This is a genomic window from Fibrobacter sp. UWP2 (assembly GCF_900141705.1).
In the GTDB taxonomy this organism is placed as follows: domain Bacteria; phylum Fibrobacterota; class Fibrobacteria; order Fibrobacterales; family Fibrobacteraceae; genus Fibrobacter.
The window spans coordinates 1-24,120 of record NZ_FQYM01000008.1 but is presented as its reverse complement, the minus strand read 5'-3'; the positions used below and the strand labels follow the sequence as shown (position 1 = coordinate 24,120).

Sequence of the window (24,120 nt, the reverse complement as noted above, 5' to 3'; positions counted from 1 at the left end):
TAGGTTTTGTTCAAAATTACATAATTAAAACACCCGAATACGCACAAACTGTCACCCGATTTTATCAATTCTTTTCCTTTTGAGGTAACTTCCCGCATATTTCGGGCCTTTGAGGATTCTTTGAATTGCAAATTTCCTTGACTTCGCGCTCCAGGATGTTTGATTTCTGCTCTTCCAGGTAATAGCGGCTCACCAGGGCCGATTCGCACTGGGGATGGTCAGCCATATTCCAGTCGCGGTCGGCGCACCATTTCCACAGGTATTCCTTGCAGTCGTTCTTCTCGGGTGTTTCCAGGCACTGCTTTTTGAGATTACCGCAATCCGCGATACCGTTGCTTTCGAAATTGGTGGCCACGCAATAGCGCTTTAGGCCATCGGCGTAAGCATTGTTCTTATCTTCCGAGCTGATGCCCTCGGGCAAGAATACAGTCCACTTGGCGGTATCAAGCATCATCGCCGCCTTCACGTGCGATGCATAGCAGGTGGCATTGTCCTTCATGTATTCCGACTCCCTGTAATACAGGTAGGCATGCGCATTCGCCTCCAGCAGGCCCAGCTTTTCCATGCTGTCGGAGGGCATCCCGGAACAAGCGACATCCTGGTAGAGCCTGCACCCGCGGGAATCCCAGCTGTCCGAAAAATCCCCTTCCGTCTCGTCGCAGTTGCGGAAGGCGATATGTTCCATGTCCACGCCGTTGCCATCGACATATAGGCTGATAGTCGTCTTCGCCATGCCGCTGAATACGCCCAGGCCGTTTTCGATATTCGATTCGGGAATGATACGCGAATCGCTGAACGAATTCGTCACCTTCATCTCGTAATCAATGTAGGCGGCGTCGGTCGCATAGAAATCCACATAGATTTTGCCGAGCGGCATCATCATGTTCATTAGGTAAAGCGTATCGAGCGCATTAAAATCGGCGACCCAGCTGCTTATGGTGTACCCGAGATTCTCGCTCCTTTCGAGCGGGTCGTGCATGGCAATCCCGCTGTAACCAGTCGAGTCCTTGTCCGTCAAACCCTCAAGCATGTCGTTGATGGTCGTCTTCTGCGATTCCGCATTCGAGATGCCGTAACGCATCACCGAGATGACTCCCTTCACAGTCCTGTCATAATCCACGTCGCACTTGACAAACTCCATGTCCATCGGGAATTCCAGGAACTCGACGTGGAACTCCGTAGAATCGTTATACTCCCTCCATTCGTAGCTGCCATCCGGCAGCGGGACATTCATCCCGGGAATCGAAATGGCGTTTGGGATTTCGGCCCTGGCCGTAAAGCGCGATTTGGCCGCATGGCCCGCGCTGTCCCACTCAAAATAGGCGTCCATCTTGTACGACCTGCCCGTAATGCCGTCCAATTCACTGTAGAAGCAGTTCGGATTGTCCGCCCTGGGCGAAAGCACCAGCGCGGTATCGGTTTCTTTTCCGTCGATGTCGAACGGGCCCTGCACCGTAACGCGGGCGCTGTCGTAGAATGCGAAATTCCGCGACGCCGCTTCGTCGAGTTCGTAAATCTTGGAAAAGCAGATGTCGGAACCGCCATCGGAGAGGATGTATCCGTACGTGAAGATGCCAGTATAGATTTCGCGTTCCTCGGGATAGTATTCCCACGGCCCATGGAAATCGCCGCACGCAGTCAGCAGCAACCCAACCACTAACCACCAACCACTAATCACTCTAGAAATAGTATTCATAGCTCAGCATAATCGGTAAAAAGGGGAACTGCGAAATGGAAGTCTTCTCGGGAGGGTTCTTGCGCGTATCGTAGAAGGTAAAGAACATGTTCTCGTGATCGGTCAGGTTGATGATGGTCCAGCTGAAATTCCACTTGCCTTCGCGGCCGACATCGATAGCCTTCACGTCTACCCTGAAGTAATCCGTTTGGCGGGCCGCGTTGCGGCTACCCGGAATCACGACCACCTCGTCGGAATACTCCTGGTGACCGATATGCTCGGAGAGGTAGTAGCCCTTGTATTCGCTGATGGGCATGCCCGCCGAATACTTGAGGACAACCGAGGAACGCAGGTACATGTCTTTTTGCGTCGGGTGAACCGACATGGATTCTTCCGGGCCGCGCCAGTTGAGTCCCAAATCCATCTTGAGCGCGTATGGCTGGTGCCAACTCGGGTAATAGGGCTTTGTGCCGTCGTTGGTCTTCATCACGCTTATGCTCTGGCTCCAGTTGATACCGCCGAACCACCAGCCCTTTTCCTTGCGCAGCGAAAGTTCGTAACCAAAGGAATACGCTTCCGCCGTGCCGAACTGGTCCGCCAGCACGAGCTTACTGGACTTGGAATCTTCGCTGGTATCGAGCTGCGTCACGAACGTGTTCAGGTTGTTCTGTGTTTTGTAATACAGCCCCACGGTGGCGTCGTAATCGTCCAATATTCCGCGCTGGCTGAACTCCGTCGCAAAGAGCCACGAAGATGCCGGCTTGATTTGCCGCCCGCTCGTCGTCTTGGTCGCGGGGTAATAGAAATCGTTGAGCGTTTCCTGGTCGGTGTACACGAGCGCGTTCAGGTACTGCAGGTAGTAGCCGCCATAGAATTCGAGCGTCTTGGAATCGTCAAGGTTGACGGTGAGGGATGCGCGCGGTTCCACGCCAAAATGTTCCGAAGCCTCGTGGTAGTTGAAGCGCATGCCATATTGCAGCAGGTAATCCGGCGTAATTTTCCAGGCATCCTGCAAAAAGCCTACGTGATGGAGGGGCTTCTGAATGTCGGCCACGGATACGGTCGCCATCTTTTCCTGGTAGCGTTCGTAGTCGTATTCCAGTTCGTAGCCGAAGGTGAGCGTATGGTTCGCGATGCCGCGGTAGTTCAGCCACTGCTTGGCGGAGAACGTATAGAGGAACATCTCGATAGACATGAGGTCGCTGATTTTCATGGTCTGGTAGAACTCGCTGTACGCGAGGGTCACATTGTAGTCCCAGTTGCCGTTGATGCGGTGCGTCAGGTTTATCGGGATGGCGACATTCCCCCAGTCCATATAGAGCGGGTCAAAGCTAAGGCGGTCCTTGCCTATATAGAAGCTGAACTTGAGGCGGGTATCGTCCGTGACGTTGTACATGAACGTGCCCTGCAAATCCGTAAACTCGTAATCCAAATCCAGGTCCAGGAGGCCCACCGCGTTCATCAGGTCGAGCATATAGCCGATGTAGGTGGTGCGACCGGCGAACACCCAGCGGGCAGGGCCCTGATGGCCTTCGGTATGGAGCTGGGCCGCGAACGTGCTCACCTTGATGCTGGACTTGCTGAACCATTCGTTCACGGTATCCTGGCCGCCCGCGCGGCCTTCCATCTTGAGCACCGAACTCAGGCGGTTGCCGTACTGTGCCGGGAACCCGCTCTTGTAGAACTGCACGTCGTCGATGCCTTCCACGAGGAACGTGCTGAACAGCCCGAAGAAATGCACCGGGGAATACACGACCGCGTTGTCGAACAAGAAGAGGTTCTGGTCGGCGGCGCCACCGCGCACGTAAATCTTGGAGCTGAAATCGGAACTCGCGACCACGCCCGGGAGCGCCTGCACGCTCTTGATTACGTCGGCTTCGGCGAGACCGGGCATACGCTTGATGGACTTGGCGGTAACGACGGATTCGCCGGGCTTGCGCTTGGGGCGCTTGCGCAGCTGTACCACGACTTTCTTGAGTTCGGTCACCTTGGTGTTGTCGCCCGCGGCGAGCAAGTCGTCGACGTTGACGTCATTAGGCTGTGCAGTATCGGCGGGAGCGGCGGAATTCGGGTCTAGATCCTTCGACTCCGCTTGCGCTCCGCTCAGGATGACACCTGACGAATCGCCTGGGATTGCGCCCGCAGAATCACCGGCTGCGGCATGCGTACTATCCGGTTCCGCAAAGGCCTCTCCGAGCGCCTGCGAAAAGCTGCGTTCGCTCCCGGTGTAGACAAGCTCGTAGCATTTTTCCTTCTCGGCGCCCGCGGTATCGGAATTGGTGACGCACACGTTCCAGAGCGTATCTTCCGGGAGCACTACACTGAAGGGCGTACCGACAGTTGTCTGCAACGCCTCGCCCGATTCGAGGATTTCCACGTTCAGCTTTTCGCCCGGAGCAAACGAGGAATCTTGCACCACGCCGTTGAAGACGATTCCCGCAACCTGCGCGGAATCACCGACCGTTTCCGCCGCCGGTTCTTGCGCCAGGGCGGCCACGGCCGCAAACAAAACGATAATGCTAGTATAAATCTTCAACAAAATTCCCGCGTTCCAATCAAAAATAGCAAATAGGAATCCCTATTTGCCATTGTAACACTCAAAGGAGCAAAAAGTGTCACTTGTTTTTTAAAATTTTCCCACGGTGATTCCCGAGTAGAATCCGGGCCACACGCGGCCCTTGTGGTTCTTGCTTCCCGCGTCGTCGTGGTAGTTGCCGAGCGGCTTGAGGATTACGTCGTCCTGGTAGCCCTGGGTCGCCACGTTCACGGTTCCGCCGACGCCGAGACCGATTCCCGGAAGCAGGCTGTACACGTATCCGAGGCGCAGGCGATGATGATACCCTGCGTCGACATCGTTCATGCGGAACCTGTCGAAAACATTGAAGTGCATGTATTCGAGCTCGAAGTGGCTGCCATACGTGCCGAACTGCGTTCCAACGCCGAACCCGCTTTCCCAGGTGTCGCTGAAGTGTTCAAAGTTCGTTCCCTTTTCAAACTGGCGAGCCCCTTCGAAAGCCGTATAGAAGTATGCCGTTCCCAAGTGGAGCGAAAGTCCGAGGGCGCCCATCTCGTTAACGTAGGCAGAGCCGGACCATACGCCGTTACCCACGATGCTCACGAAGCCAACCGGAGTCTTCTCGCATTCAAGACAGACGTTCACGAAGCCTACCTGTCGGCCCTTCGATACCGTCGCCGTATTCACGTAACCGACCTGCGTGCCGCCTTCCTTGTAAGAGGCGTTCACGAAGCCCACCTGCACATCGGACCTGCCCGCGACATCCACGAAGCCCACCTGTACATCTGACTTGGGAGCAACATCAACAAAGCCAACCTGCACGTCGGACGCGCCAGCCACGTCTACAAAGCCTATCTGCACGTCAGTCTGCTTGGCGAAATCGACAAAGCCCACCTGCACCGGGCCCACCGTATCGAAACCGGCATTGACATAGCCGATCTGGACACCGTCGGACTTGTCGTTGACCCAGTTGACAAAACCGAATTGCAGGCCCTGGAAGCTTTCGGCATAGTTGACGGTTCCCGAAATCTGGGCGCCATCCACGTTTTCGCCGAGGTTTATGAGGCCAGTCACCTGCAGGCCGCGCATGTCCTTGTTCGCGCTGTTCACCAAGAAGCTCACTTGGGAGCCGATCAGGTAATCGTCGGCACGCGTGGCAAAAAGGCCTAGCTGCACGCCCTTGCGCGGTTCCTTGTCGTGGTCGTAGAGGTTGAACGTGGTGCGCGAAGTCCCGTTGCGGTCGAGCGAATCGAGAGAGCACTGGTTCGTATCGCCAGCGGCACATGTCCTTGCGGGCTTGAATTCGGTACCGCCGCGGAGCGTCGTCTTTTCGGCGGACACTGCGGCGAACTGCTTTTGCGAAAGGCGGGCACGGTAGTTGTCCTGCAGAGTCACGGTCGCTTCCTTGTACTCGGCGGGGCGTTCCATGCGTACGCTGTACTTGCCGGCAGGGAACCCGAGGCTCATCGCGCGGCCTCCCTTCTTGTAGAGTTCGGCAACGAGTTCTCCCTTCTCGTCGCGGATGAACAAGCGCCCGTCCACGTCCTCGTCCAAATCGAGGCCGGCGCTCGTGCTGCGCAAATCCGTCATCACCACGTCGCCCGTACCGGCAAGGTTCATGTCGCGGCTCGGATGCTGGGCGCCGCCCAAAGTGGTCTCCGTCTTCTGCAAAGTCTCGTTGAACGCGAACTGGTAGGCTTCGGAAAGAGTCACCCTGCCGTCACCGCTCGCATCGCCCGCACCGCGGAGGCCGCTCACCAGCGAATGCGTAAAGAAGGAACCCTTCAGCTTGTCGCTCTCCTGGCTAGATTCATCTTGCGTGCTACTCGTGATAAAGGCATAGCCCTTCATGTCGCTGCTCTTGTCCACCATGAACGCGGGCACGGCCACACCGCCCTTGAGGCGCGTAATCGCGCCCGAACCGCAGGCGTCGATCACCGCAATCTTCACGTCGCCATTGAGAGCGTCAATCCTCTTGCGGAATTCCTTCCAGTTGTAAACTTCTTCGCCAAGGCGCAGGCCCTTGTCGTCGGCGTGGCCGCTGTAGTACACCAGCACCTCGTTGCGGCCGCCAGTAGACTTGCCCTGGGCAATCTTCTTGTCGAGGGCGTCCATCTCGTGGCGGAGCTTTTCTACACTCGGGCCCTTCACGAACACTATATTCTGCGGTTGCACGCCGCCCATTTCCTTGAGCACGTTCACGAAGGACTTGGCATCGCTTTCGGCATAGCGGAGCATGGGGCGGCCCTTGCCGCCGTTATTTGCGCTCACCGCGAGCACATAGCGGTTAATCTGGGTTTCTGCCGAGCCTGTCGCGGCCTGCGACCCCGATGTTGCCGCGAGTACCAGCAAAATCACCAAGGAAAAAACCTGAAGCACTATGGACGTATCCAATTTTTCGATAATATTCCTCATTTCGACACTCCCCCCACTTTACGCAGCGTAAAACTTACCACACGGACGCCCTCCTGCTTGAGCGAAGCGTCTATATCGGACGCATTGATGGAGAACATGTTCCGCGAGGTCAACAAGAAGAACTTTTCGAACTTGGGCGCGTTATCGAGCTTGTAGGCGAACGGCAAGGTCGTCATCTCGCCTGGAGCAAGCTCAACAGCGTGGTTTTCGCTGCCCATATGCATCGTGAGGGCGCCATTCCCGTCCATGCTGAACAATAGGCCAAAACTTTTTTCGGGAACGGAATAGCGGAGCTGGATTTCGTCGCCTTCGCGGGCTTCGTCCAGGTTCGACATCTGCACGGCACTGTCGGCCGTCTTTTTCCACACTTCCATGCGGGCGTCCATGCCCTTGATGCGCGTATCGCCGGCATCGCCCGGAATTTCCGAAGCGTCGACCATCGCGACATCCATCACCTGTGCGCCTGACTGCGCCGGGGCCATGACTTCGCGCTGGCTAAAGAGCGCCACCGACACCACGGCAAGCACAAGGGCCGCGGCGGCAGCGAACTTCACGAGCTTGAAATTCACGATGTTGCCAGCGCCGTTAAAACCTGCGCCAGCACCGCGACGCGCCGACATCGCTTCGAGCTTTTCCGAGAGCCTCTCGAAGGGCATCTTGCGGAGAATCGCCGCGTTGTCCTCGCGCATCATCTTCACGCGGTTCGCGAAAATCGCGTCCGTCTTTTCGAGTTCGCGAATCTCGCGCATCTCGGCAGCGGGCAAGTCGCCCGTCAAATATCTTTCCAGTTTCCAATCGGGGATCATCACTTTACCTCCAGATCCTTTACCTTGGCTTGCAGACCCCGCAAGCGCTTGCGCACGCCGCTCACCGAGAGCCCCACCTCGCGGGCGGTTTCCTCGAGCGTCATGCCGTCTACATAGTGTAACACCGCAATAGTCCTTGTCGATTCCTGTTCCTTCGAAAAAATTCTCGAGAGGATGTTCCGGGCCGCGAACGAATCCTGTTCATCGTCCGCGCAGGCAATCGAGAGCAGGAGTTCGCTCGTGTCCATATCGAGCCCGCGGCGTTTTTTGTCGCGGATGCGGTTGAGGCAGAGCCTTGTAGCCGTATTCCACAAGAGGCTGCTCGGCTGCGATACATCCAGGCTGTCCCAGCGTTCGTACACGCGCAAAAACACGTTCTGCACCATGTCTTCGGCCTCGGATTCATCCCTCAGCAAGGCCATGGCGCGGCGGTAAACCATCGGGGCATACACCTCGTACAGTTTCGAAAACGTCATGTTATCTGCGGGATTCATCCTTTCCATGCCTGTGTAACACCTAGGGAGGTCAAAAGTGTCACCGCAAATTTAGAAATTCCCAAAAAATTGTTTTTTTTCTAGAAATTCGCCAGGTATTCCTTCGCGTCGCGGCTCACGACCATATCGCCCAGCAGGCGGCGAAGCCTTTCCAGCACAGGGGAATTTTCCGGCTCGAAAACGACCACCTTCTTGAAGCGTTCGCGATGCCGCAGCAAAAATTCCAGGTTGTTCATGTCCGTTTTCGGGAAACCGTAACCCAGGAAATAGATTTCCTTAGCGTTTTTCAGGTAGTAATCCGCCTTGCTCCAGAGCAGGTTAAAGAGGCTCCCGCGCAAAAAGGATTCCTTCGCATGCGCCATCGGGATGTAGATGGGCGTGTCTTCGCGGTAGATGGGGAAACTCCGGTCGCAGGGTTCCACCTGGCACACGTTCTTGAGGTCGAGCGGGTCCGACGCGCCCTTTACCGGGTACCAGTTGAGCGAACCGTGGAGCTTGATCAGGTCGACCGTGAGCGTCCGCGGGGCACGAACCGCACTCCGGTCCGCAGGGTCAATGCGCACGCCGTAATCCACCGCCACGCGCGAACTCATCTCCGGGTCGGCAGTAATCACGTCTTCGACAAGCGTATCGTAGTTGAACGATAGCAGTAGCGTATCGCGCACGCCCTCGCCCGGGCAGTTTTCGCAACCCGAAAGGAACTTGCGGAGCACCGCCGCGCAGTCCGCATCCACGCCCTTGTCGTGCCGAATCTCGCTTGCGATAAACCGCAAAAGTTCAAACCGCAGGCTGGAATGGTACAGGCTTTCTCGCACCCCCGGGAAAATCTGCGCCGAAAGAATCGACGTCGAAAGCCGCTCGATGTCCAGGTAATCCGGCTGGCTATTGCACAGTTCCAAAAAGCGCGTGCAGTATTCGCGCAGGTGCGGGAACTCGTCCGGAATGCCGAAGGGAATACGCTCGTTCAAGTCCTTGAGCGTGGGCATCTGCGGGCAGAAAGACTTGCTGAAGCCGGAGCCCAGCACAAAAATACGACGGTATGTACCCGATGTAGTATCCATACCCGTAATGTATATTATTTTCGCGGTTTGCGGAAGTTTTTCGCAAATAGAAAACGCGCCGGACTACTGGCAGGTAAAGCCCTGCAGTTCGAGACCCGCACGCATCTCGCCGTAAGTGGACGTACGCTTCATGTCCATCGCCTTCATGAATCGGCAGTTGTTGTCGATATGGATGCGGAAACCCGTCATGGTGGGCTCCACCTCGCCCTTCCCGCTCGCGCGCACGTGTTCCATCATCTGGTCGCGCCGATCGTTCAGCTCGGGCGGCACGAACACGTCCGTCACGATGTCAACATTCTCGATTTCGTAGTCGCCGAACACGAACGAAATGGTCACCAGATTCTTGAGCCCGTTGAACTGCCCCGGAGTCTTGCACACCATGTTGCGCTTCGCGTTCTTGACCTTCTTCGGCTTGGCTGCGGGCTTCTTGGATGGCGTGTACTGCAGGGCCGCCAGCAGTTCCTCTTCCTTGACGGCACCCACCAGCTGGTTTACAATCTTGCCGTTGCGCACCATGAAGAACGTCGGGAACGCCTGGATAGGCAGGCTCGCCTTGATCTTGTCGATGCCCGGTTCGTCAATGCCCACCGTCGCAATCTTGATGTCGGGATAGTTCTTCGCGATGCCGATGAGTGTCGGGATCATGATGAGGCACGGCGGGCAGCTCGTGGAAGTGATATCCAGGATGACCGGCTTCTTGGACTGCAGAACCTCTTTCTCGAAGTTAGCGTCGTTCACCTTGACAATCTTGATGTCTTCGGCCGCGAACGTCGCCACGGCCATAATGCAAAGCATAAGTGCGATAAGTCTTTTCATGATGTTACCTTCTACACCGAAAAGATACAACTTTTTACCATTTAAGCAGATGCCGCATTATCGAGCACCACGTTCACATAAGTCTGATACGGGATGCCCGCTGCCGCAGCCTTGCGCTTGATCGATTCCACCGTCTTGACCTTGAGCCTTATGGAATACATCTTCTTTTCTTCCTTGGCCTCGGCAATGGCACGGCTGATTCGCGCAATGGATTCCTCCAACGTCTCCGACTCATGACCGCCGGTAATTACCATCGGATCTCTCATTGTAGTATCATTTTCAAGCGCCTCGATTTCCTCTTTAGAAAGGAAATCGTCAACCAGCTTGAAGCCCTTGGGCAGCTTAATCTTCTCTCGCTTCTTGCACTTCGTCTTCATGAGCTCTCCTTACGGTTATCAATGTTTTTAAATCGTCCGAGACAATTAATGCCCAAAATCGATTATCAACCTCGGTAATAATTTTAGAAACACCTTCTTTGTCAGATGGATCGCGAACCAGGTCTTTTCTCCGCAGAACCTTTCCGAGCATTTCCACGGTGAATCCTCTCTCACGCATCCTCTCAAAAGCGTGCTTTGTGATATTCATCTATTGTCCTCATTATTATAGAAAATGTATAGATATTTGTCAATACACGTTACAATACATGTTGTAATACACCGAAAAACGGCATCATAGTCACGAGGAATAGTTCTTTTTAGCCATACAGCCTCCATTTGACCGCTTTGGCGGCCGGTTGATGTTAGAGGCGTTCTTGCAAAACCGAAAAACCGGTTAAAACAAACGCACCCAAGCCGAGAGCAGCGGAAATAAACTTGTTTATTTCCATTGCCGAGGCGAAGCGCGTTGCGTTGTAAACGAAAAACGCACCTCGCCTTAAAACAGCGAGATGCGTCGGGCGTTAATGTACCTAATATCGAGAAGTCTGGCTAGGGGAGCAAGAAAATTTTACAGAGCGATTCTAATCACTTCGCGTAGCCGACGGGATTGTTCAGCAAGGGCACCTGCGAGTCAGAAAGCTTGAGAAGCTTCTTGATGGCGGGGACGTCCATGGTCATGCGCAGGCGTCGCTGCAGATGAGCGTTGCCATAAGCGTGAGTGCAAAACGATTTTTCATGGGGAACTCCTTGAGGTTATTCCTTTAAAAAATAACTTCCCAATAACCAGTTTTGTTACCACCAATACGCTTCAACACGCCCAATCGTTGTAATTTTGACATACTCTCGCTTACAGAGGAACGCTGTATCTTAAGGATCGACGCCAATTCCATTTGTGTAATTCTCGGATTTTTGGATAATTCCGCAAGTATGGTTCGCTGCGTATCCGTAAGTTTTATTGTCGGGTTTATTGTCGGGTTTATTGTCGGGTTTACAGCATCTTCATGTGGAATGATTTTCCCCTGTTTCCTTTCGGCATCAAGATATTGCCTGCTCGGCGGGCATTCCACCACCAGACCGCCAGAATTCTCTTCGGGAATAGGCAATTTTGCCTTGCGAAGCTTGCAGACGTCGGTGATGTTCTTGTAGCCGCGACCCCAGCTTTCGACATAACCCGCCTTAAAGAACACATTTGCAATATTCGGATTGCGCGGTTCCGACGAATGCGGCTTGAACAATTTTTCGACAGGAACATCAACGGGCATCTTTCCGATATTCCAAATGCGAATCTTGTGAGCATAAACGCGAATCTGAATTGGCGTGGGCCTAGTATAATCACGATGAATCACAGCATTCAAAAGTAACTCACGGAATGCCTCCTTCGGGAAAAAGAATGTTTCTTTGCGATGAATGCCGTCATAGCTGATGAGAGCCTTCATGTACTTCGTATAGATGAGATCCATCGTCTTTTCAACCTGCATCACAAGCGAACCATGAACCTCATCCTGATAAATAATGTCTGCATCGTTATCGGCGAAGAACCCAATTTTTGTATAAGCGCACATGACCCACTTTTCGGGATCCGGGTGAAAGCACATGACAGCCGCCCTCGTCAAATAATCATTCTCAAACAACCGCAAGTTTCTCAAGAGAACATCCGTTGGAACATCCAGCGCCTTGCTATCAAGACGATTATGGTCAAGCGCCATTTTCTTGAAAAGCTTGATAGAATCATTATCCAAGTCTGCAACATCCACATGCGGCACAGGAACACTATCCCACGTGCGCCCCTGCACGGCAAGAATCATCTTGTCCAATTCATTGTCCACAACCTCTTGCGTCGTTGAACCGCTCCGCTTATAATATTTTCCATGATAACTGACCGGGAACGGATATTTCTCCACATCGATTCGAAAATACTTCTTTCCACCTTCGTCAAGAAGGTTCACTTCGCAAATCAAGCCCATGGCTTGCAAAATCTTGTTCGGAATATCTTCCGAAAGCTTGCGGTAATCCTTCACTCCGCAAATTTCGCCATTATCCTTTACACCTATATAAAGCGAGCCACCATGCGTATTGGCAAACGCGCAAATCCACTTGAGATATTCATCACGCCAGTTCTGTTTGAACTCAAGGTCGTGCTTTTCGTCTTTATCAATTTTCTTGACTTTCATACAGCCTCCATTTGGCCATAAATTGTGGCCGATTGATGTTAGAGGCGTTCTTGCAAAACCGAAAAGCCGGTTAAAACAAAAACGCACCTCGCCTTAAAACAGCGAGATGCGTCGGGCGTTAATGTACCTAAAATCGACAGATGTGGCAAGGGTTAGGAAAAAATTTTACAAAGCGGAGAATTTTGCGGTCGAAAATTTCGACCGCAAAATTTTGACTACTTAACCAACGATGTCGGAATAATGTCGGATTAATTTCGGATTAATGTCGGAATAAATTTTCCTCCATATATGTCATTATTTGTCGCAGTTGGAGATTATATTTCATATAGACAAGGAGGCCGTCATGGGCATAAGAGCCACCCGCGTAGGCAAGGAAAACTTCAAGACCATCTTCAAGCTGCAGGCATACCAAATCGTCAGCCTGTCAAAACCCGCGTACCGCCTCGACGAGGACGGACGCCCCGAAGATTACCGCAACAAGCCCGGATTCAACATCTGCGGGACAGACGCCGGCTACTTCGAGACACTCGCCGAAGCCGAAGCGCACATCGGGCAAATCGCCGCGCAGGGCTACCGGGACCTCTACGGCTTTGTCGTGAGCGAACGGCCCCTCGGCCACCACACCTCGGGCATGCGCGACATATCCACCAGGCGCTACCTGAAAGACGGCACCCTCTGGCAGGAATGCACCACCTCGGGCGTATCCCACTGCGACGGCAAGGACATGGAACTGGGCGACACCGGCTTTTACGGCAGGGACCCCGGGACCATCCCCTTCAAGGAAGGCGACATCGTGGAAGTCGCGAGCGACGAATTCGTGGAACTCGCCATCGTCTGGATAACGCCACCCACCAGGGAGCAGATATGGCCCATCTGGGACACCCTCCGCGGGCCCCTCGGCGACAACACCCCGTACAGCTACCCGGACATCCTCGACGACCACTACGTGGTCGCCATCCTCAACCCCCTGGAGGCAGACATCTTCCGCATCTACACCGACCAGCCCCAAACCGTCGACGTTCTGCCGCCCTCGCTGCCCGTACCCAAGCGGCTCGCCGCCAAACTCCGCCAGGCGCTCAAGCAAACCAAGAGATCAGAAAACCCCGAAAGCTTCCTCCCGAACCCCGACAACTTCATCCCGTTCTAACGGGCGTTCCCCGGCCTAGTGTCATCCTGAGCGAAGTCGAAGGATCTAGGGCCGGGGCCGGGCTGTACTCGCCTTGCGCGGCAAGGCTCACCGAGCCTGTAGTCTCGGCCCTTGCGGGTAACCATCCCTAACGCATCTCAGGATATTACGTCTCGATACTGCGCGAAAAGACTCTCCAAATCCTCGTCGGAATACTTTCCGTAAAGCAAGGACTTCACATCCGAAACCTTCGCAGAAATTCCGGACTCCTTGAGCCCGGCCGAAAGCCTATCAAGCAAGGCCTTGTCAATCTTTAGCCAATACTGGTTTGTATTTTCAAACGTCCATTGCCTTTCAGCTCCAGAAGCACTAACCGTCGCAAGCTCAGCCTTTAGGAAAATTCCCAAGGCGCGACTGATAATGCCATTGGTAGTTCCTGCCAAGTTCTCCGAAGCGATTTCCTGCACCAAATCCTGTTTGCTCATCGGCTTCAGCGCCGTCTTGTCGCAAGCTAGCCTATATATCTTGCGGAGAATCCCTTTCGATAAAACGTCCCAGCTCTTTTTCTTCAGCGCCTTCGCAAGCACCATCTGGGCATCTTCCTGTACAGCGACCTTCTTTTTCGACAGCGATACCATGATCGTGCCGTTGCCATCGTCCTTGACCTCGGCAAAATCGACAGAGCTGACAAATTCCTTGAAAGTCTTGAAACCAAGACGCTTCACGCTGAAGGCGTTGTCGCGTTCCAGCATCTTGGGCATCAATGCGGAAAGATGGATAGGCGCGTCCTCGCCCTGCAACACCGACCTGAGAATCTCGATAAAGTCAATCTTTTCGGAAACCAGCATGTTGTTGCGCTCGGTCTCGTCGGACTGCTCTTCGGCATTGTCCGTATAGATGTACCTGGAACAGGAATTCTTGACGCATTCGCTGAGTGGCGACTTGGGGCCCACGCCAATAACGTCCTTGCCCTGCTCGCGCAACTTGCGGAACAACGGGGAAAAGTCGGAATCCCCCGTCGCAAGGACAATCCACTGGGCCCGGGATTCGATGGCAACCTCCATGGTGTCCACGGTCATCTTGATATCCGTGGAATTCTTGCCGCTGACAGGGTGGAAAGTATGCACCAGTTCGAATCCGTTATCGTTCAATACGGACTGCAAGGGCGCAAGCTGCGTCGTAGACCATTTGCCGTAAGCCTTGCGGACGACAATCTGCCCCAGCGGGAGAAGTTCTTCCATAAGCGACTCCACACCCCCGTTCTTAATCCAGGAAGTCAGATTCTCCGCATCGATAAAAATGGCAACTTGGCTCGACATAAGCAAAACCTCTCTTAAATCCTGGAAATAAATATATATTCCTATTGAACGAGAGGCCAACTATGACTCAGAAACTCTGGAAAACCTGCAAAAAGTGCGGCTGCGACAAGCCCGAAGACACCGAAAAGCTTTGCGAGCAGTGCAAGGCAAAGCGGAAGCAATTCTGGAGCGACCTCAAGAAAGTCGGCGGCGTAGCCGCCGGCGCCCTCCTGGTAGTATTTGCTGGCGGGAAGCTGAGAAAGAAATAAAAAGACCATTTTGCCGACGTTGGCAAAATGGTTCCTTATGATAGTGATAATCGCTTATTCCTGATTACTCGTGAGATGGTATCCACATTCATCGGGGCATTGATAAACGCGCAGCGGAATCTTTTTTTTAGAACGGCGCTTCGCAGCAATAAGCGCCTCACTCTCCGTTGAATACAACATCTTCCTCTTTCCATCTTTCCCGCAACAAGTGCATTCTTTGTATGGACTTGGCGTAACACGAATTCCTAGAGCAAGATCAAATCTAATCGGCGGTAAACATTTTGAACTAAGCTTAGGAAGAACTTTTTCCAACGTCTTCCAACGTCTTTGCAGTCTATTGATCTTTTCTTCCTCCGCAGAATAAGTCGAAGGAATATAGAATGCAACCGGGCGAGTCAATTCATCATCTGCATTTTCTGCATTTGGCTTATTCAGTCGCCATACCCGTCCAAATCTTTGAATTACCCTGATTGGGTTCCATGGCAACTCATAATGAATAATCCATGCTTCCGATTGTTGCAAGTCTATTCCTTGAGAATCTTTATCTGTTGCTATTAAGTATCTCAAATCACTTTGAGGGTCATTGAAGGCATCAAGAATCTTTTTGCGGGCTCCCTTATTTAGGTAATCAACAGAACCAGAACCATATTTTGATTCAATCAATTCAAACAGTTTATCATTTTGTTGACGCCAACAAAATGATAGACCTTGCCAAAGGAGCCCAGCGCAAAATCGCTGACATCAAGCTCTCCCGTTACGTCTGCTACTTGATTGAAATGAATGGTGACCCCCGCAAGGAGATAATCGCCCTCGGTCAAACGTATTTTGCTGTAAAGACCCGTCAGACGATAGCCGAACTTGGCGGAACGATGCCCGAAAATCTCCCCACTCCAGAAAAAAGTGCGAAATTGTTGAAGAAAGAACGCTTGAAAAGAGTAGCGAGGAAATAAAAGGTCAAATTAGAAATGGTATGTGCAAAATTTGCACATACCACTTTTGATTCTAATTCACTTTATCTAGAACAATTGCCCAGGCAATTCGAGCTTTTCCTTCGGCGGGAATTCCTTATCGTACTTCTCGAACGCCTCGGGGTTGCGCATGGCGACAAAGTACGGTTCGGGGTCGCGGTAACTGCCGGTGATTCCGTCGAGGAATCCTTCTTGCAGTTCCTTGCAGAGGAAGTAGGGTGCGTCACTTTCGGGGTCGTCGGCGTAGCGAATTTGGATGAATTTACCCATACGTTTCTGTCAAGTATTCCGCAAATTCCTTGAGCCTGCTGCGCAACGCGGCGGGCTTTTTTACGTGCGCCACGTTTGAGAACGATACGACCCAGTTGAACAGGAGCTGGTTTACCTCGGCCTTGAGCTTCACGTTGATTTTCCCGTTCTTCGTCTTGCCGATTTTCATGGAGCGGTTGAACGGGTTCTCCTCGAGGTAGAGGCGCGCACGGCTCTCGAACTCGATTTCGATATCCTGGAGTTTCGGTTCCTGCCCGCTCATGAAAGCGGCACCCGATGTCACCTGCCTGCGCAGCTTGTCCACAACCTTCGGGTCTTCGACAAACGTCTGTTTCGAGAGTTTTACGCTCTTCATGCGTCTGAACTTGAGCGTATACGTGTCGCCCGCGTGCCTTTCGGACTGGCAGCCCACATAGAGTTCGCCCTCGTAAATGATAATCATCAGCGGGATGCGCTTGGACACCTTCTCTGAATTTGCGGAATCGCGGTAGGCCACTTCAATTTTGCGGTGATCGTGGATAGCCTGCAGAATAAGGCGAATCTTTTCGCTCGCATCTTCCTCGATATCGGGCGGCGTTCCCATGAACAGAATTTTCGTATTCAGGTCGTCGCCGAGCTGCCGGAGCGATTTCTGCTCGCGGGTTGGCAGGCTTTTCTCGATACGTTCCAGGAGCTGCGTAATGATTTCGCTTGTCGCGGGGTAAATGTTCGCGATGCGCTTGAGGAACACGAAATGCAGCATGGTGTTCTCGAAGTTCGGGAACAGCAGGCGTTCCGCGTTGTGGAGCGCAGAACGGTAGACCGCCGTGCGGCCCTCGGTTTCTACCGCAATGTAGCGACCACCGTCCATCTCCGACAAAAAACGCATGTCGCGCTGCACGTTGCGCCTTTCCTCGTCGGGAATGTTGAAAGATGCCATCAGGTCGCTCACGGTGAATTTCTTGTCAGGGTTCGAAATCACCTTCGCAAAGAGCTGCACAGTCCTTTCTCCACGGGTCATGTCTGCCATAAAATCTCCTGGTTGTATATACCATAAATATATACAAAAGGAACCGTTTTATAGCAAATAGTTCCCTTATGCGACAAATATGGTCGTAAAATGAGCGCTTAAAGCCCCATGGTGCGCCCTTCGCGGCTATCCTTGTAAGCAAGCTCCGACTTGAGCGCGTTGAGGACTGCTTCCGCGGTGAGTTCGCTCTCGTCGTAAAACCGGAGCGAGGCGTATGCAGCGTTGAAATCGCCCGGAGTGAGCATGCGCAGGCTGCGCGCCGCCTCGGGCATTTCGACCTTCGGGAAGAAACCCTTCCACAGGGCCTCGATGCCTTCGGGCTTCAGGTAGCCGAACTTTACCTTCAGGGCAAAACGCCTGCGCGACGCCGTATCAAGTTCCCCTTCGAAGTTCATCGCCGCGATGAAGATTCCTTTGAAGTTCTCCATCTGCGTGAGCATCTCGTTCACCTGCGTCACCTCCCAGCTGCGGGCTGCACCGCTACGGTCTCGGATCATGCTGTCCGCCTCGTCCAGGAAGAGAATCGCCTTCTTCTCTTCGGCTTCCTTGAACATCTTGCGGATGAGCTTTTCGGTATTCCCCACATAGCAATCGAGCAAGTCGCTCGCCTTCTTGATGATGAGCTTGCGGTCGAGAGTGCGGGCGATATGCTTCGCGAATTCAGTCTTGCCGGTACCGGGCGCACCGTACAGGAGCATGTTCAAGCTGTCGGCACGGTCGCCCTTCTGCATGTCCTTCCACTTCGCGTCGAACGCGCTCATCACTTTCAGGATTTTCGGCATGTCCGCGTCGGTGTTGATGGCATCGAGCAGGTAGCGCGGCGCACGGCTTTCCTTGTCGCGACTCGCGTATTCCATATCCAGGTTCAGCAGGTTCGCCTGCGCCTCCGCGATGGTGCGGATGCTCTCCAGCGGGTCCACCTTGCAGCCCGATTCCAGGAGCTTCTTGGTGCCCGCAATCGCCTGCGTAATGCCGCCCGCCGTAATCTGGAACTCCGAAGCAAAGCGCTTCAGTTCCTCTTCCGAGATAATCGCGCCTGCACCCTGTTCGCTCACCACGGACTGCCACACCTGTTCGCGCTTTTCGACATCGGGGCGTTCGAAACGCACGGAGTAGTCGAACCTGCGCAGCGTGCTGTTCTCGATGTAGTGAATGTTGTTCGAAATCCAGATGACCGGAATCTTGATCTGTTCCAGGAAGAAGTTCAGCGCACCCTTCTCGCAGCAGTTGAGAATCACATCGGATTCATCCACCAGGAGAATCGCCTTCTTCTTCTGGTACTTGGTGGCGGCATACAATATACTCCCCATGCGGCTACGCACCACCCAGTTTTCCTTGCTGTCGCGATGCACGCCCTCGGTACTGATGTTGGTGAGCACCAGCGGGCGCTTGAGTTCCTTCGCAATCGCCTTCGCGAGTTCAGTCTTGCCGGTTCCCTCGACCCCGTAGAAGAAAATGTTCAGACCCTCGCCCACCTTCGCGTGCTTGATCATGTCGAAAGCCATTTCCACCTTCGGGTCCTTGCGACAGAGTTTCTTGTAGGGCACGCAACTGCCCTCGTAAACCCTGAAGTAGAGGCTATCCAGGTCGTTGCCCGAATGCCCGTCCAGGAACATCCCGATTCGCTTGGAAATATCGAGGTTCTCGTCCAGGATGCCCATCTGCTTGAGGGTGCCCTTGTTCGAGACCAGGTTCTCGAAATCCACATCCGGATAAAGCTGCGGGAACCAATCATGTCCAGGAGCGAACTGCACTGTTCCTTGTTGAAGAAAATCCACGAGAACAGCACGATTTCCATCTCGTCGTCGCTCAGGTTGAACGCGTTCTGCACAATGTTCAGGCGGCGGAAATACCCGTCATCCACGCCGCAATTCTCCTCGAGAACCTTCTCGAGCTCGCGGGCAACGCTCTCGTAAAACACCTTCTGCGAGGAGGTGTCGAAAATGCCCTCGCCGCACAGGTAGTTGTGCACGAAATCGGCAATCTCCTTGACGGAACACGACCTGTCGATTACATCGTTGAAACGCACCACCGCCATTTGGCGCCTCTGGTAAGCAACGCTCGTCTCCTCGCTGCTTTCGTCGCAGCGGAGCCTCTTTCCGGCGTAACTCCCGTTCACCTCCTTCACGAACCGCTTCCTGGCGGCGCCGGTGATGCAGTCCTCTTCGGCGTTGAGCTTCTCGAAGTGCTCCGAGATGTCCTTCAGCACGCGCGAAGCGGCCTCCTTCGTGAAAATCGCGATGCAGTCATCCGCATCCGGCATGCTCTTGGAGGTGCGCATCATGCGGATCCAGTATTCGTAACTCTTGAGCGTCACGAAATTCAGTGAGATTTTCTTGTCGTAGCGGCCGGAACGGAGCGAGCCCAGTACACCCTTAAAATAATTCTTTCTCATAACTTTGCATATGTCTAAAGTGAAATGTCATAATTGAGGTAAAAGCACCTCAGGTCCATATTTACGATGTCGCTATACGAATAGAGACTATGGTGAAGGTCATCCATCAAGTGGCTCAGGAATATCGTCATTCCGTTTTTTACGAAGTAATCGTAGTTCAGCCAATTTCCCCAGGCTTCGAAAACACTGTTCTCGTTATCACGCGGATCTTCCGGTTCTTCCCCATCGCCAAAGGAGAACCAATCGAGTGCATGCATGTCCGCATAATCTTCCAGCATACTGCATAGCCAGTCATATTTTTGCTCATGTTCATCGTCATCGATGAACATTATATCATAATTGATTTCGCCAGTAACCTGGTAATCCTTGTAAACATCGAATCCCTGCGCAATGAGGTCGTCCAGATTCCGCTTAATCTCAACGAACTTCTGGTACATTTCGTATTCCAGTTTGCGGATGTGCTGGTCGAGGCGAATCAACTTGTCAAGATTTTCTTCGGTCCAAATGAATTCCTCGTTCAGCTTTCTTTGACGATCAAACAGGAATTCGCGATTCACTTCCGCATAGCGCATTGTATGTGCGTACCAAGGCTCAATGGCATCCTTGTCGTCTTTGACGTCGCAATACCGCTTCATCTTCTCGAGTTTTTCCAAGCCGCCCTCAACGCCCTTGTAGAAATCCTCAAGAACCTTCCAGTCCGTATGCCTTGCAATCATGTACATATTACGATTCATGGCGACTCCTTGTTAAGCGCCGCATGTAAATATATACACGCTATGCGACAACTACTGTCGCATAATAATTTATTCTATTGGGGCTGAATTATTAAGCGATTGAGTATTTGGATTTTAGTCGTCACAGCTTTTGATAGCAATCTTTGAAGTTTTTTCCAGCTGTAATCGATCCATATCATTGGTTATATAACCATTTTCATCATATTTACACAATTCTTTTATTTTCTTATTCTTTGCAGCTATTGAGAACAAACACATTTCCAGTTCACTAATAGTTATTTGTTTTTTTCCTATTTGGCGATAATCAGACTTATGGTTGTTGTAATATTTGACTGTTTTATCGAGTAATTCACAATACTTTTGGTAGTTTTCATCTTTACAATAATAAAAGGTCTTGAAAAATAATTTATTATTTTCGATTTCTTTTCCTTCAACCTTTTCCCAAAAAAATTTTTTAAAAACAGGCAATTGACGATGCTCTTTCATATCAGAATTTCGCTCTTGCCCCTCGCCAGGTTGACGGAAAAATTTCATTTTTCCATATTTTTCATCTTTGCAGTGCAATCCATTAATGAATAAAAGCCAATTTAAAGAGAATGCAACACGCGAGTCATACACTGCATATTTTTCCTCGTCCAAAAATGAAGCCACTTTAGAAAGGGAAGATATATCTTCAAATCCAATAATATCAGTATAGTCATCTCCATTTCCATCTGTTTTGATTCTTTTCCACAATTTGCACAGTTTGTCTTTATTCTTACTTACATCAAAACTTATTCCACCCCAATATACAACAACCCACTTGACAAATTTCGAATACAGATTCCAAGATTCTTCGTTTCCAATCTCATTTTGAGCGATAATGTCTTTTAGCATAACATCTTTCAATTTTTGCTTCAATGCTATTGTTTTGCAAGGAATTGAATTCACTTGGTTAATTTTTTCATTAATCATTTCGAAAATAGGATTATCTAGTTTTTTCAGGGCCAACTCAAAATTCCATACATAATACCCCTCAAGCCCCGCATTTAATTCTTTTTCAAATGTTTTCAACAGAATATCATAGATTCTTTCATCAAACTCATTTTCGTCAGCCATACAGGCCTCCTTGTCGTTTTAATTCCCTTATAAATATAATCACAACCAGCAATAAATCAAACAACCCGTGTCATTTCCGCGATATCCAAGCAGCGATAAAGCGTATTTTGGTAACTACCCTCAAAATGGCAGTGATAATGCCCGTAAAACCATAAGCTCGACTTGACTTGTGAGAGAACATAATCCAGATACTTGCGAGATTCGACAATTTTTAGCCAGGTTTCATCTCGCACATAATCCGCCTGTACAAGGGGCGGGTCAAATGAAAGCGGCGCCTCGTGCGACACCACAATATCAACGACCGTGGGGAGCCCCTCGGTAATTTGCGTGGGCGCCTCATCTGGCCACCACACACGCTTATAAGAGCCGAACTTGATTAAGGAATCGTTTATCATTCGTCGTGATTTGCGGCTCAACTGGTCAACCAAATCTATATCAGCAGAAACTGCCCCGCCAACGGGATAAATCCTCTTGCCGCATAATTCGACCATGCGATGGTCCGGCAGAAAATGCAGCCGTTCAAAATCGTGTAACCCATCGAAAAACGCAGGATCGTCGTGATTGCCACGAATCGTGTATATGCAAATGTCATTTTTCTCTAAAGCCGCACGCACCTTGCCATAAGCGACATCCATCGATTTCGGGCGACCGAAACCAGCACCAAAATCACCGACAACCAGGATATCGGCGCACGATATCCCGCGATTCACCGCATTTCGGACAAGCCCAGATATTTCGCCATGAATGTCACCGCAAATCCATAGTTGTCGTTCGTTGTGCATAATCACCTCATCAGATTCACCACGACCTTCACCAACATTTCCATGTCTTCGGGGCGGCTCTCCGCAATCATCAGCGTCATAGTCACAAGCGTCGCATCGGCAATTCGCTTGGAACCGTCGTCCCTGTACAAGATGCCGTTATTCAGCAGAAACCACAGGAAGAGTGTTGCCGCGATGCGTTTGTTGCCGTCACTGAACGAATGATTTTTCGTGACGAGATAAAGGAGCATCGCCGCTTTTTGTTCCACGCTCGGATAGAGTTCCACCCCGCCGAAGGTCTGGTAAATCTGCCCAATGCTACTCTTGAACGAGTCGTCCTTCTCATTGGCAAACAACTCGCTGCCGCCGAACTTTTCCTTGAGCTCCTGAATCGCAGCCATTGCGTTTTCGTATGTCGCATGGAACTTTTCCGCATTGGCCGACTTGCGCAGCACAAGCCGCTGATGGTCGTAATCGTCCAACGTATCTAGCGCAAAAGCGTAGTCCGTCACTACGTCAACCAACGACCGCGTATCAATATCTTTTTCATTCTGCATATTGCCTCCGTTAGGCAATATAATTTCACTATGCGACAACTACTGTCACATTTAAAACATCCAAAAAAACATTTTTTAGGGGAAAAGTGCTATTTGGCTGTTTTGAGGGTATATTTATGAAACAAATGTTCAAAAAAGAGGACGTATGACGGATAAAGAAAAGGAAAAGGCAGAAACTAAAAGAAAAGCTGAAGAACTGTTAAGATCACATTTTAAAGGTGAAAACGAAATAACCGATGAAAAATTAATAGATATTATTAACGAAATAAAAAAAGACAAACCATTAAATAATCTTTTTGAAAAATTCAAAAAATCATATAAATTTTTTGTAGACTTCGATGATAATGGAGAAAAAACAGAAAAGAATTTCTTTAGGTATTTTAAAATTTCTAGCCCATCTGAGTTGAATATTAATCCTGAAGAAATCACTAGCAAATACTCTCCGTTAGAAATGTTTTTAATATCTATCCTTTGGAAACAAGGCGATTTTGGAAAAGAGCAACGGATACTTGATGGCATAAAAAAGAATGAGATTATACCAACAGTGTTTCCTCAATTCGGACGTTTTTTGAAAACATTATCTGATGAAAATCATAACGACGAACCAAATTACGAAAATATTGAGCCAATTATAGATCAACATTCTTTGCGAGCATTTTGTTTTTCAAAGGATATTGAATACAATGAAGGCAGGGATCCTTCATATGATGTTTACGACAAATACATTAAATGCTATAAGAGCGTTATACGAAATTGTAAATGTGAAGATAAAGAACTTTGTTTTCTAATGCTAAATGAAATAATGTTTATTTTAGGTAAAGCTTTGAAAAAATAGTGATAGAACGACAACATTTGTCGCATTACGTATCTATTTTCTTTTTCAGGAGGTTTACTATGAACTATGATTTAGAATATAGATATTGGCAAGTCACGGTGGCGTTATGGGAAACCCGTAGAAACTATGTAAGCGCCATGACAATGCTATTTGACAGATTGTCCAAAACCGAGCCGGAGAATCTCTTTACCTGCACGGGCATAACCCCTAGCGAATGTGATGGCGTTCCAGATACACGTCGCCAACTCACCGCTAAAGAATGGAGCCGTATTTGGTGGAATATTGATGATCTTTTATACGAACATGTAAAGACAATTAAAATCAGGTGGAATTTTTTTCACCGCAAGAAAATTTAAACCGTCCTCCATAAAAACAGGTAGTGTCAAGGGTTTTTCGCAAAAATAGTTTGTTCCAACATCAGATTTAGGCTACATTTCCTTTCTTTCTGCTCTTTTCCAGTTCCCGTTTCA

The 24,120-nt window shown here is 51.0% G+C and carries 23 protein-coding genes and 2 pseudogenes; 5 read left to right on the top strand and 20 right to left on the bottom strand.

The window, feature by feature from the left end; genetic code table 11:
- Positions 1 to 64: 64 nt before the first annotated feature.
- From BUB55_RS05760 to BUB55_RS05720, 10 genes are all read right to left on the bottom strand, one after another.
- Positions 65 to 1,696 carry a hypothetical protein gene (locus BUB55_RS05760; protein ID WP_159431933.1) on the bottom strand — a complete coding sequence of 544 codons (1,632 nt, stop codon included), beginning with the start codon at positions 1,694 to 1,696 and terminating at the stop codon, positions 65 to 67.
- Positions 1,680 to 4,211 (bottom strand): TonB-dependent receptor plug domain-containing protein, encoded by a 2,532-nt coding sequence (locus BUB55_RS05755; RefSeq protein WP_234971819.1) that lies wholly within the window; start codon positions 4,209 to 4,211, stop codon positions 1,680 to 1,682. The genes BUB55_RS05760 and BUB55_RS05755 overlap by 17 nt, the downstream gene beginning before the upstream one ends.
- 90 nt (positions 4,212 to 4,301) lie before the next feature.
- The gene (locus tag BUB55_RS05750; RefSeq protein WP_073189024.1) at positions 4,302 to 6,605 is read right to left on the bottom strand and encodes a caspase family protein; all 2,304 of its coding nucleotides are present in this window, start codon (positions 6,603 to 6,605) and stop codon (positions 4,302 to 4,304) included.
- The gene (locus tag BUB55_RS05745; protein ID WP_143152930.1) at positions 6,602 to 7,414 is read right to left on the bottom strand and encodes a hypothetical protein; all 813 of its coding nucleotides are present in this window, start codon (positions 7,412 to 7,414) and stop codon (positions 6,602 to 6,604) included. The genes BUB55_RS05750 and BUB55_RS05745 overlap by 4 nt, the downstream gene beginning before the upstream one ends.
- Positions 7,411 to 7,914, bottom strand: coding sequence for an RNA polymerase sigma factor (locus BUB55_RS05740; protein ID WP_073189020.1), 504 nt, complete (start codon positions 7,912 to 7,914; stop codon positions 7,411 to 7,413). Before BUB55_RS05740 ends, BUB55_RS05745 begins: the two co-directional genes overlap by 4 nt.
- A gap of 71 nt (positions 7,915 to 7,985) precedes the next feature.
- Positions 7,986 to 8,966: a hypothetical protein gene (locus BUB55_RS05735; protein ID WP_073189018.1), complete on the bottom strand. Its 981-nt coding sequence runs from the start codon at positions 8,964 to 8,966 to the stop codon at positions 7,986 to 7,988.
- A 63-nt stretch (positions 8,967 to 9,029) separates the two neighbouring features.
- Entirely contained in the window at positions 9,030 to 9,782 is a 753-nt protein-coding gene (locus tag BUB55_RS05730; protein ID WP_083596900.1) for a thioredoxin family protein, read from the bottom strand.
- 41 nt (positions 9,783 to 9,823) lie between these two features.
- On the bottom strand, positions 9,824 to 10,159 hold the full coding sequence (locus BUB55_RS05725; protein ID WP_073189014.1) for a CopG family antitoxin: 336 nt from the start codon (positions 10,157 to 10,159) through the stop codon (positions 9,824 to 9,826).
- Positions 10,125 to 10,367, bottom strand: coding sequence for a DUF4258 domain-containing protein (locus BUB55_RS13975; protein WP_143152929.1), 243 nt, complete (start codon positions 10,365 to 10,367; stop codon positions 10,125 to 10,127). The genes BUB55_RS05725 and BUB55_RS13975 overlap by 35 nt, the downstream gene beginning before the upstream one ends.
- 553 nt (positions 10,368 to 10,920) lie before the next feature.
- On the bottom strand, positions 10,921 to 12,330 hold the full coding sequence (locus BUB55_RS05720) for an RNA-binding domain-containing protein (protein WP_073189012.1): 1,410 nt from the start codon (positions 12,328 to 12,330) through the stop codon (positions 10,921 to 10,923).
- Between the two features lie 343 nt (positions 12,331 to 12,673).
- On the opposite strand from BUB55_RS05720, the gene BUB55_RS05715 reads away from it, so the two are divergent.
- The gene (locus BUB55_RS05715; protein WP_143152928.1) at positions 12,674 to 13,477 is read left to right on the top strand and encodes a hypothetical protein; all 804 of its coding nucleotides are present in this window, start codon (positions 12,674 to 12,676) and stop codon (positions 13,475 to 13,477) included.
- Between the two features lie 137 nt (positions 13,478 to 13,614).
- Here BUB55_RS05715 and BUB55_RS05710 read toward each other — a convergent pair whose 3' ends face one another.
- Positions 13,615 to 14,775: an NYN domain-containing protein gene (locus tag BUB55_RS05710; protein WP_073189008.1), complete on the bottom strand. Its 1,161-nt coding sequence runs from the start codon at positions 14,773 to 14,775 to the stop codon at positions 13,615 to 13,617.
- A gap of 62 nt (positions 14,776 to 14,837) precedes the next feature.
- Between BUB55_RS05710 and BUB55_RS05705 the strand changes: the two genes are divergently transcribed.
- A complete protein-coding gene (locus BUB55_RS05705) occupies positions 14,838 to 15,023 on the top strand; it encodes a hypothetical protein (protein ID WP_073189006.1) in 186 nt (61 codons plus the stop codon).
- Positions 15,024 to 15,077: 54 nt separating this feature from the next.
- Here BUB55_RS05705 and BUB55_RS05700 read toward each other — a convergent pair whose 3' ends face one another.
- Positions 15,078 to 15,686 (bottom strand): C-terminal helicase domain-containing protein, encoded by a 609-nt coding sequence (locus tag BUB55_RS05700; protein WP_073189004.1) that lies wholly within the window; start codon positions 15,684 to 15,686, stop codon positions 15,078 to 15,080.
- 11 nt (positions 15,687 to 15,697) lie between these two features.
- Here BUB55_RS05700 and dinD point away from each other — a divergent pair.
- Positions 15,698 to 15,868: pseudogene (gene dinD, locus BUB55_RS14740) on the top strand (DNA damage-inducible protein D); the annotation flags it as partial.
- A gap of 171 nt (positions 15,869 to 16,039) precedes the next feature.
- Here the strand turns inward: dinD and BUB55_RS05690 are convergent.
- The 8 genes and pseudogenes from BUB55_RS05690 to BUB55_RS05660 all read right to left on the bottom strand — a co-directional run.
- Positions 16,040 to 16,261 (bottom strand): hypothetical protein, encoded by a 222-nt coding sequence (locus BUB55_RS05690; protein WP_073189000.1) that lies wholly within the window; start codon positions 16,259 to 16,261, stop codon positions 16,040 to 16,042.
- Positions 16,254 to 17,270 carry a helix-turn-helix transcriptional regulator gene (locus BUB55_RS05685; RefSeq protein WP_073188998.1) on the bottom strand — a complete coding sequence of 339 codons (1,017 nt, stop codon included), beginning with the start codon at positions 17,268 to 17,270 and terminating at the stop codon, positions 16,254 to 16,256. Before BUB55_RS05685 ends, BUB55_RS05690 begins: the two co-directional genes overlap by 8 nt.
- Before the next feature lie 98 nt (positions 17,271 to 17,368).
- The gene (locus BUB55_RS14565) at positions 17,369 to 18,763 is read right to left on the bottom strand and encodes an AAA family ATPase (RefSeq protein ID WP_234971824.1); all 1,395 of its coding nucleotides are present in this window, start codon (positions 18,761 to 18,763) and stop codon (positions 17,369 to 17,371) included.
- The gene (locus BUB55_RS14560; protein ID WP_234971818.1) at positions 18,760 to 19,665 is read right to left on the bottom strand and encodes a hypothetical protein; all 906 of its coding nucleotides are present in this window, start codon (positions 19,663 to 19,665) and stop codon (positions 18,760 to 18,762) included. The genes BUB55_RS14565 and BUB55_RS14560 overlap by 4 nt, the downstream gene beginning before the upstream one ends.
- Positions 19,666 to 19,679: 14 nt before the next feature.
- A complete protein-coding gene (locus tag BUB55_RS05675; RefSeq protein ID WP_143152927.1) occupies positions 19,680 to 20,399 on the bottom strand; it encodes a hypothetical protein in 720 nt (239 codons plus the stop codon).
- 114 nt (positions 20,400 to 20,513) lie between these two features.
- Entirely contained in the window at positions 20,514 to 21,497 is a 984-nt protein-coding gene (locus BUB55_RS05670; RefSeq protein WP_073188994.1) for a hypothetical protein, read from the bottom strand.
- Positions 21,498 to 21,553: 56 nt separating this feature from the next.
- Positions 21,554 to 22,279, bottom strand: a complete 726-nt coding sequence (locus BUB55_RS05665; protein WP_073188992.1) for a metallophosphoesterase family protein — start codon at positions 22,277 to 22,279, stop codon at positions 21,554 to 21,556.
- Positions 22,280 to 22,281: 2 nt separating this feature from the next.
- A pseudogene (locus BUB55_RS05660) lies at positions 22,282 to 22,782 on the bottom strand (type II toxin-antitoxin system death-on-curing family toxin); the annotation flags it as partial.
- Between the two features lie 178 nt (positions 22,783 to 22,960).
- On the opposite strand from BUB55_RS05660, the gene BUB55_RS05655 reads away from it, so the two are divergent.
- Positions 22,961 to 23,650, top strand: a complete 690-nt coding sequence (locus BUB55_RS05655; RefSeq protein ID WP_073188990.1) for a hypothetical protein — start codon at positions 22,961 to 22,963, stop codon at positions 23,648 to 23,650.
- 59 nt (positions 23,651 to 23,709) lie between these two features.
- Positions 23,710 to 24,006, top strand: a complete 297-nt coding sequence (locus tag BUB55_RS05650; protein WP_143152926.1) for a hypothetical protein — start codon at positions 23,710 to 23,712, stop codon at positions 24,004 to 24,006.
- Positions 24,007 to 24,120: the final 114 nt, after the last annotated feature.

Coding starts and splice junctions, on each gene's coding strand:
- BUB55_RS05760 (WP_159431933.1), bottom strand. CDS start 1,696: ATGAATACTATTTCTAGAGTGATTAGTGGTTGGTGGTTAGTGGTTGGG.
- BUB55_RS05750 (WP_073189024.1), bottom strand. CDS start 6,605: ATGAGGAATATTATCGAAAAATTGGATACGTCCATAGTGCTTCAGGTT.
- BUB55_RS05740 (WP_073189020.1), bottom strand. CDS start 7,914: ATGGAAAGGATGAATCCCGCAGATAACATGACGTTTTCGAAACTGTAC.
- BUB55_RS05735 (WP_073189018.1), bottom strand. CDS start 8,966: ATGGATACTACATCGGGTACATACCGTCGTATTTTTGTGCTGGGCTCC.
- BUB55_RS05730 (WP_083596900.1), bottom strand. CDS start 9,782: ATGAAAAGACTTATCGCACTTATGCTTTGCATTATGGCCGTGGCGACG.
- BUB55_RS05725 (WP_073189014.1), bottom strand. CDS start 10,159: ATGAAGACGAAGTGCAAGAAGCGAGAGAAGATTAAGCTGCCCAAGGGC.
- BUB55_RS13975 (WP_143152929.1), bottom strand. CDS start 10,367: ATGAATATCACAAAGCACGCTTTTGAGAGGATGCGTGAGAGAGGATTC.
- BUB55_RS05720 (WP_073189012.1), bottom strand. CDS start 12,330: ATGAAAGTCAAGAAAATTGATAAAGACGAAAAGCACGACCTTGAGTTC.
- BUB55_RS05715 (WP_143152928.1), top strand. CDS start 12,674: ATGGGCATAAGAGCCACCCGCGTAGGCAAGGAAAACTTCAAGACCATC.
- BUB55_RS05710 (WP_073189008.1), bottom strand. CDS start 14,775: ATGTCGAGCCAAGTTGCCATTTTTATCGATGCGGAGAATCTGACTTCC.
- BUB55_RS05705 (WP_073189006.1), top strand. CDS start 14,838: ATGACTCAGAAACTCTGGAAAACCTGCAAAAAGTGCGGCTGCGACAAG.
- BUB55_RS05690 (WP_073189000.1), bottom strand. CDS start 16,261: ATGGGTAAATTCATCCAAATTCGCTACGCCGACGACCCCGAAAGTGAC.
- BUB55_RS05685 (WP_073188998.1), bottom strand. CDS start 17,270: ATGGCAGACATGACCCGTGGAGAAAGGACTGTGCAGCTCTTTGCGAAG.
- BUB55_RS14565 (WP_234971824.1), bottom strand. CDS start 18,763: ATGATCAAGCACGCGAAGGTGGGCGAGGGTCTGAACATTTTCTTCTAC.
- BUB55_RS14560 (WP_234971818.1), bottom strand. CDS start 19,665: ATGAGAAAGAATTATTTTAAGGGTGTACTGGGCTCGCTCCGTTCCGGC.
- BUB55_RS05675 (WP_143152927.1), bottom strand. CDS start 20,399: ATGAATCGTAATATGTACATGATTGCAAGGCATACGGACTGGAAGGTT.
- BUB55_RS05670 (WP_073188994.1), bottom strand. CDS start 21,497: ATGGCTGACGAAAATGAGTTTGATGAAAGAATCTATGATATTCTGTTG.
- BUB55_RS05665 (WP_073188992.1), bottom strand. CDS start 22,279: ATGCACAACGAACGACAACTATGGATTTGCGGTGACATTCATGGCGAA.
- BUB55_RS05655 (WP_073188990.1), top strand. CDS start 22,961: ATGACGGATAAAGAAAAGGAAAAGGCAGAAACTAAAAGAAAAGCTGAA.
- BUB55_RS05650 (WP_143152926.1), top strand. CDS start 23,710: ATGAACTATGATTTAGAATATAGATATTGGCAAGTCACGGTGGCGTTA.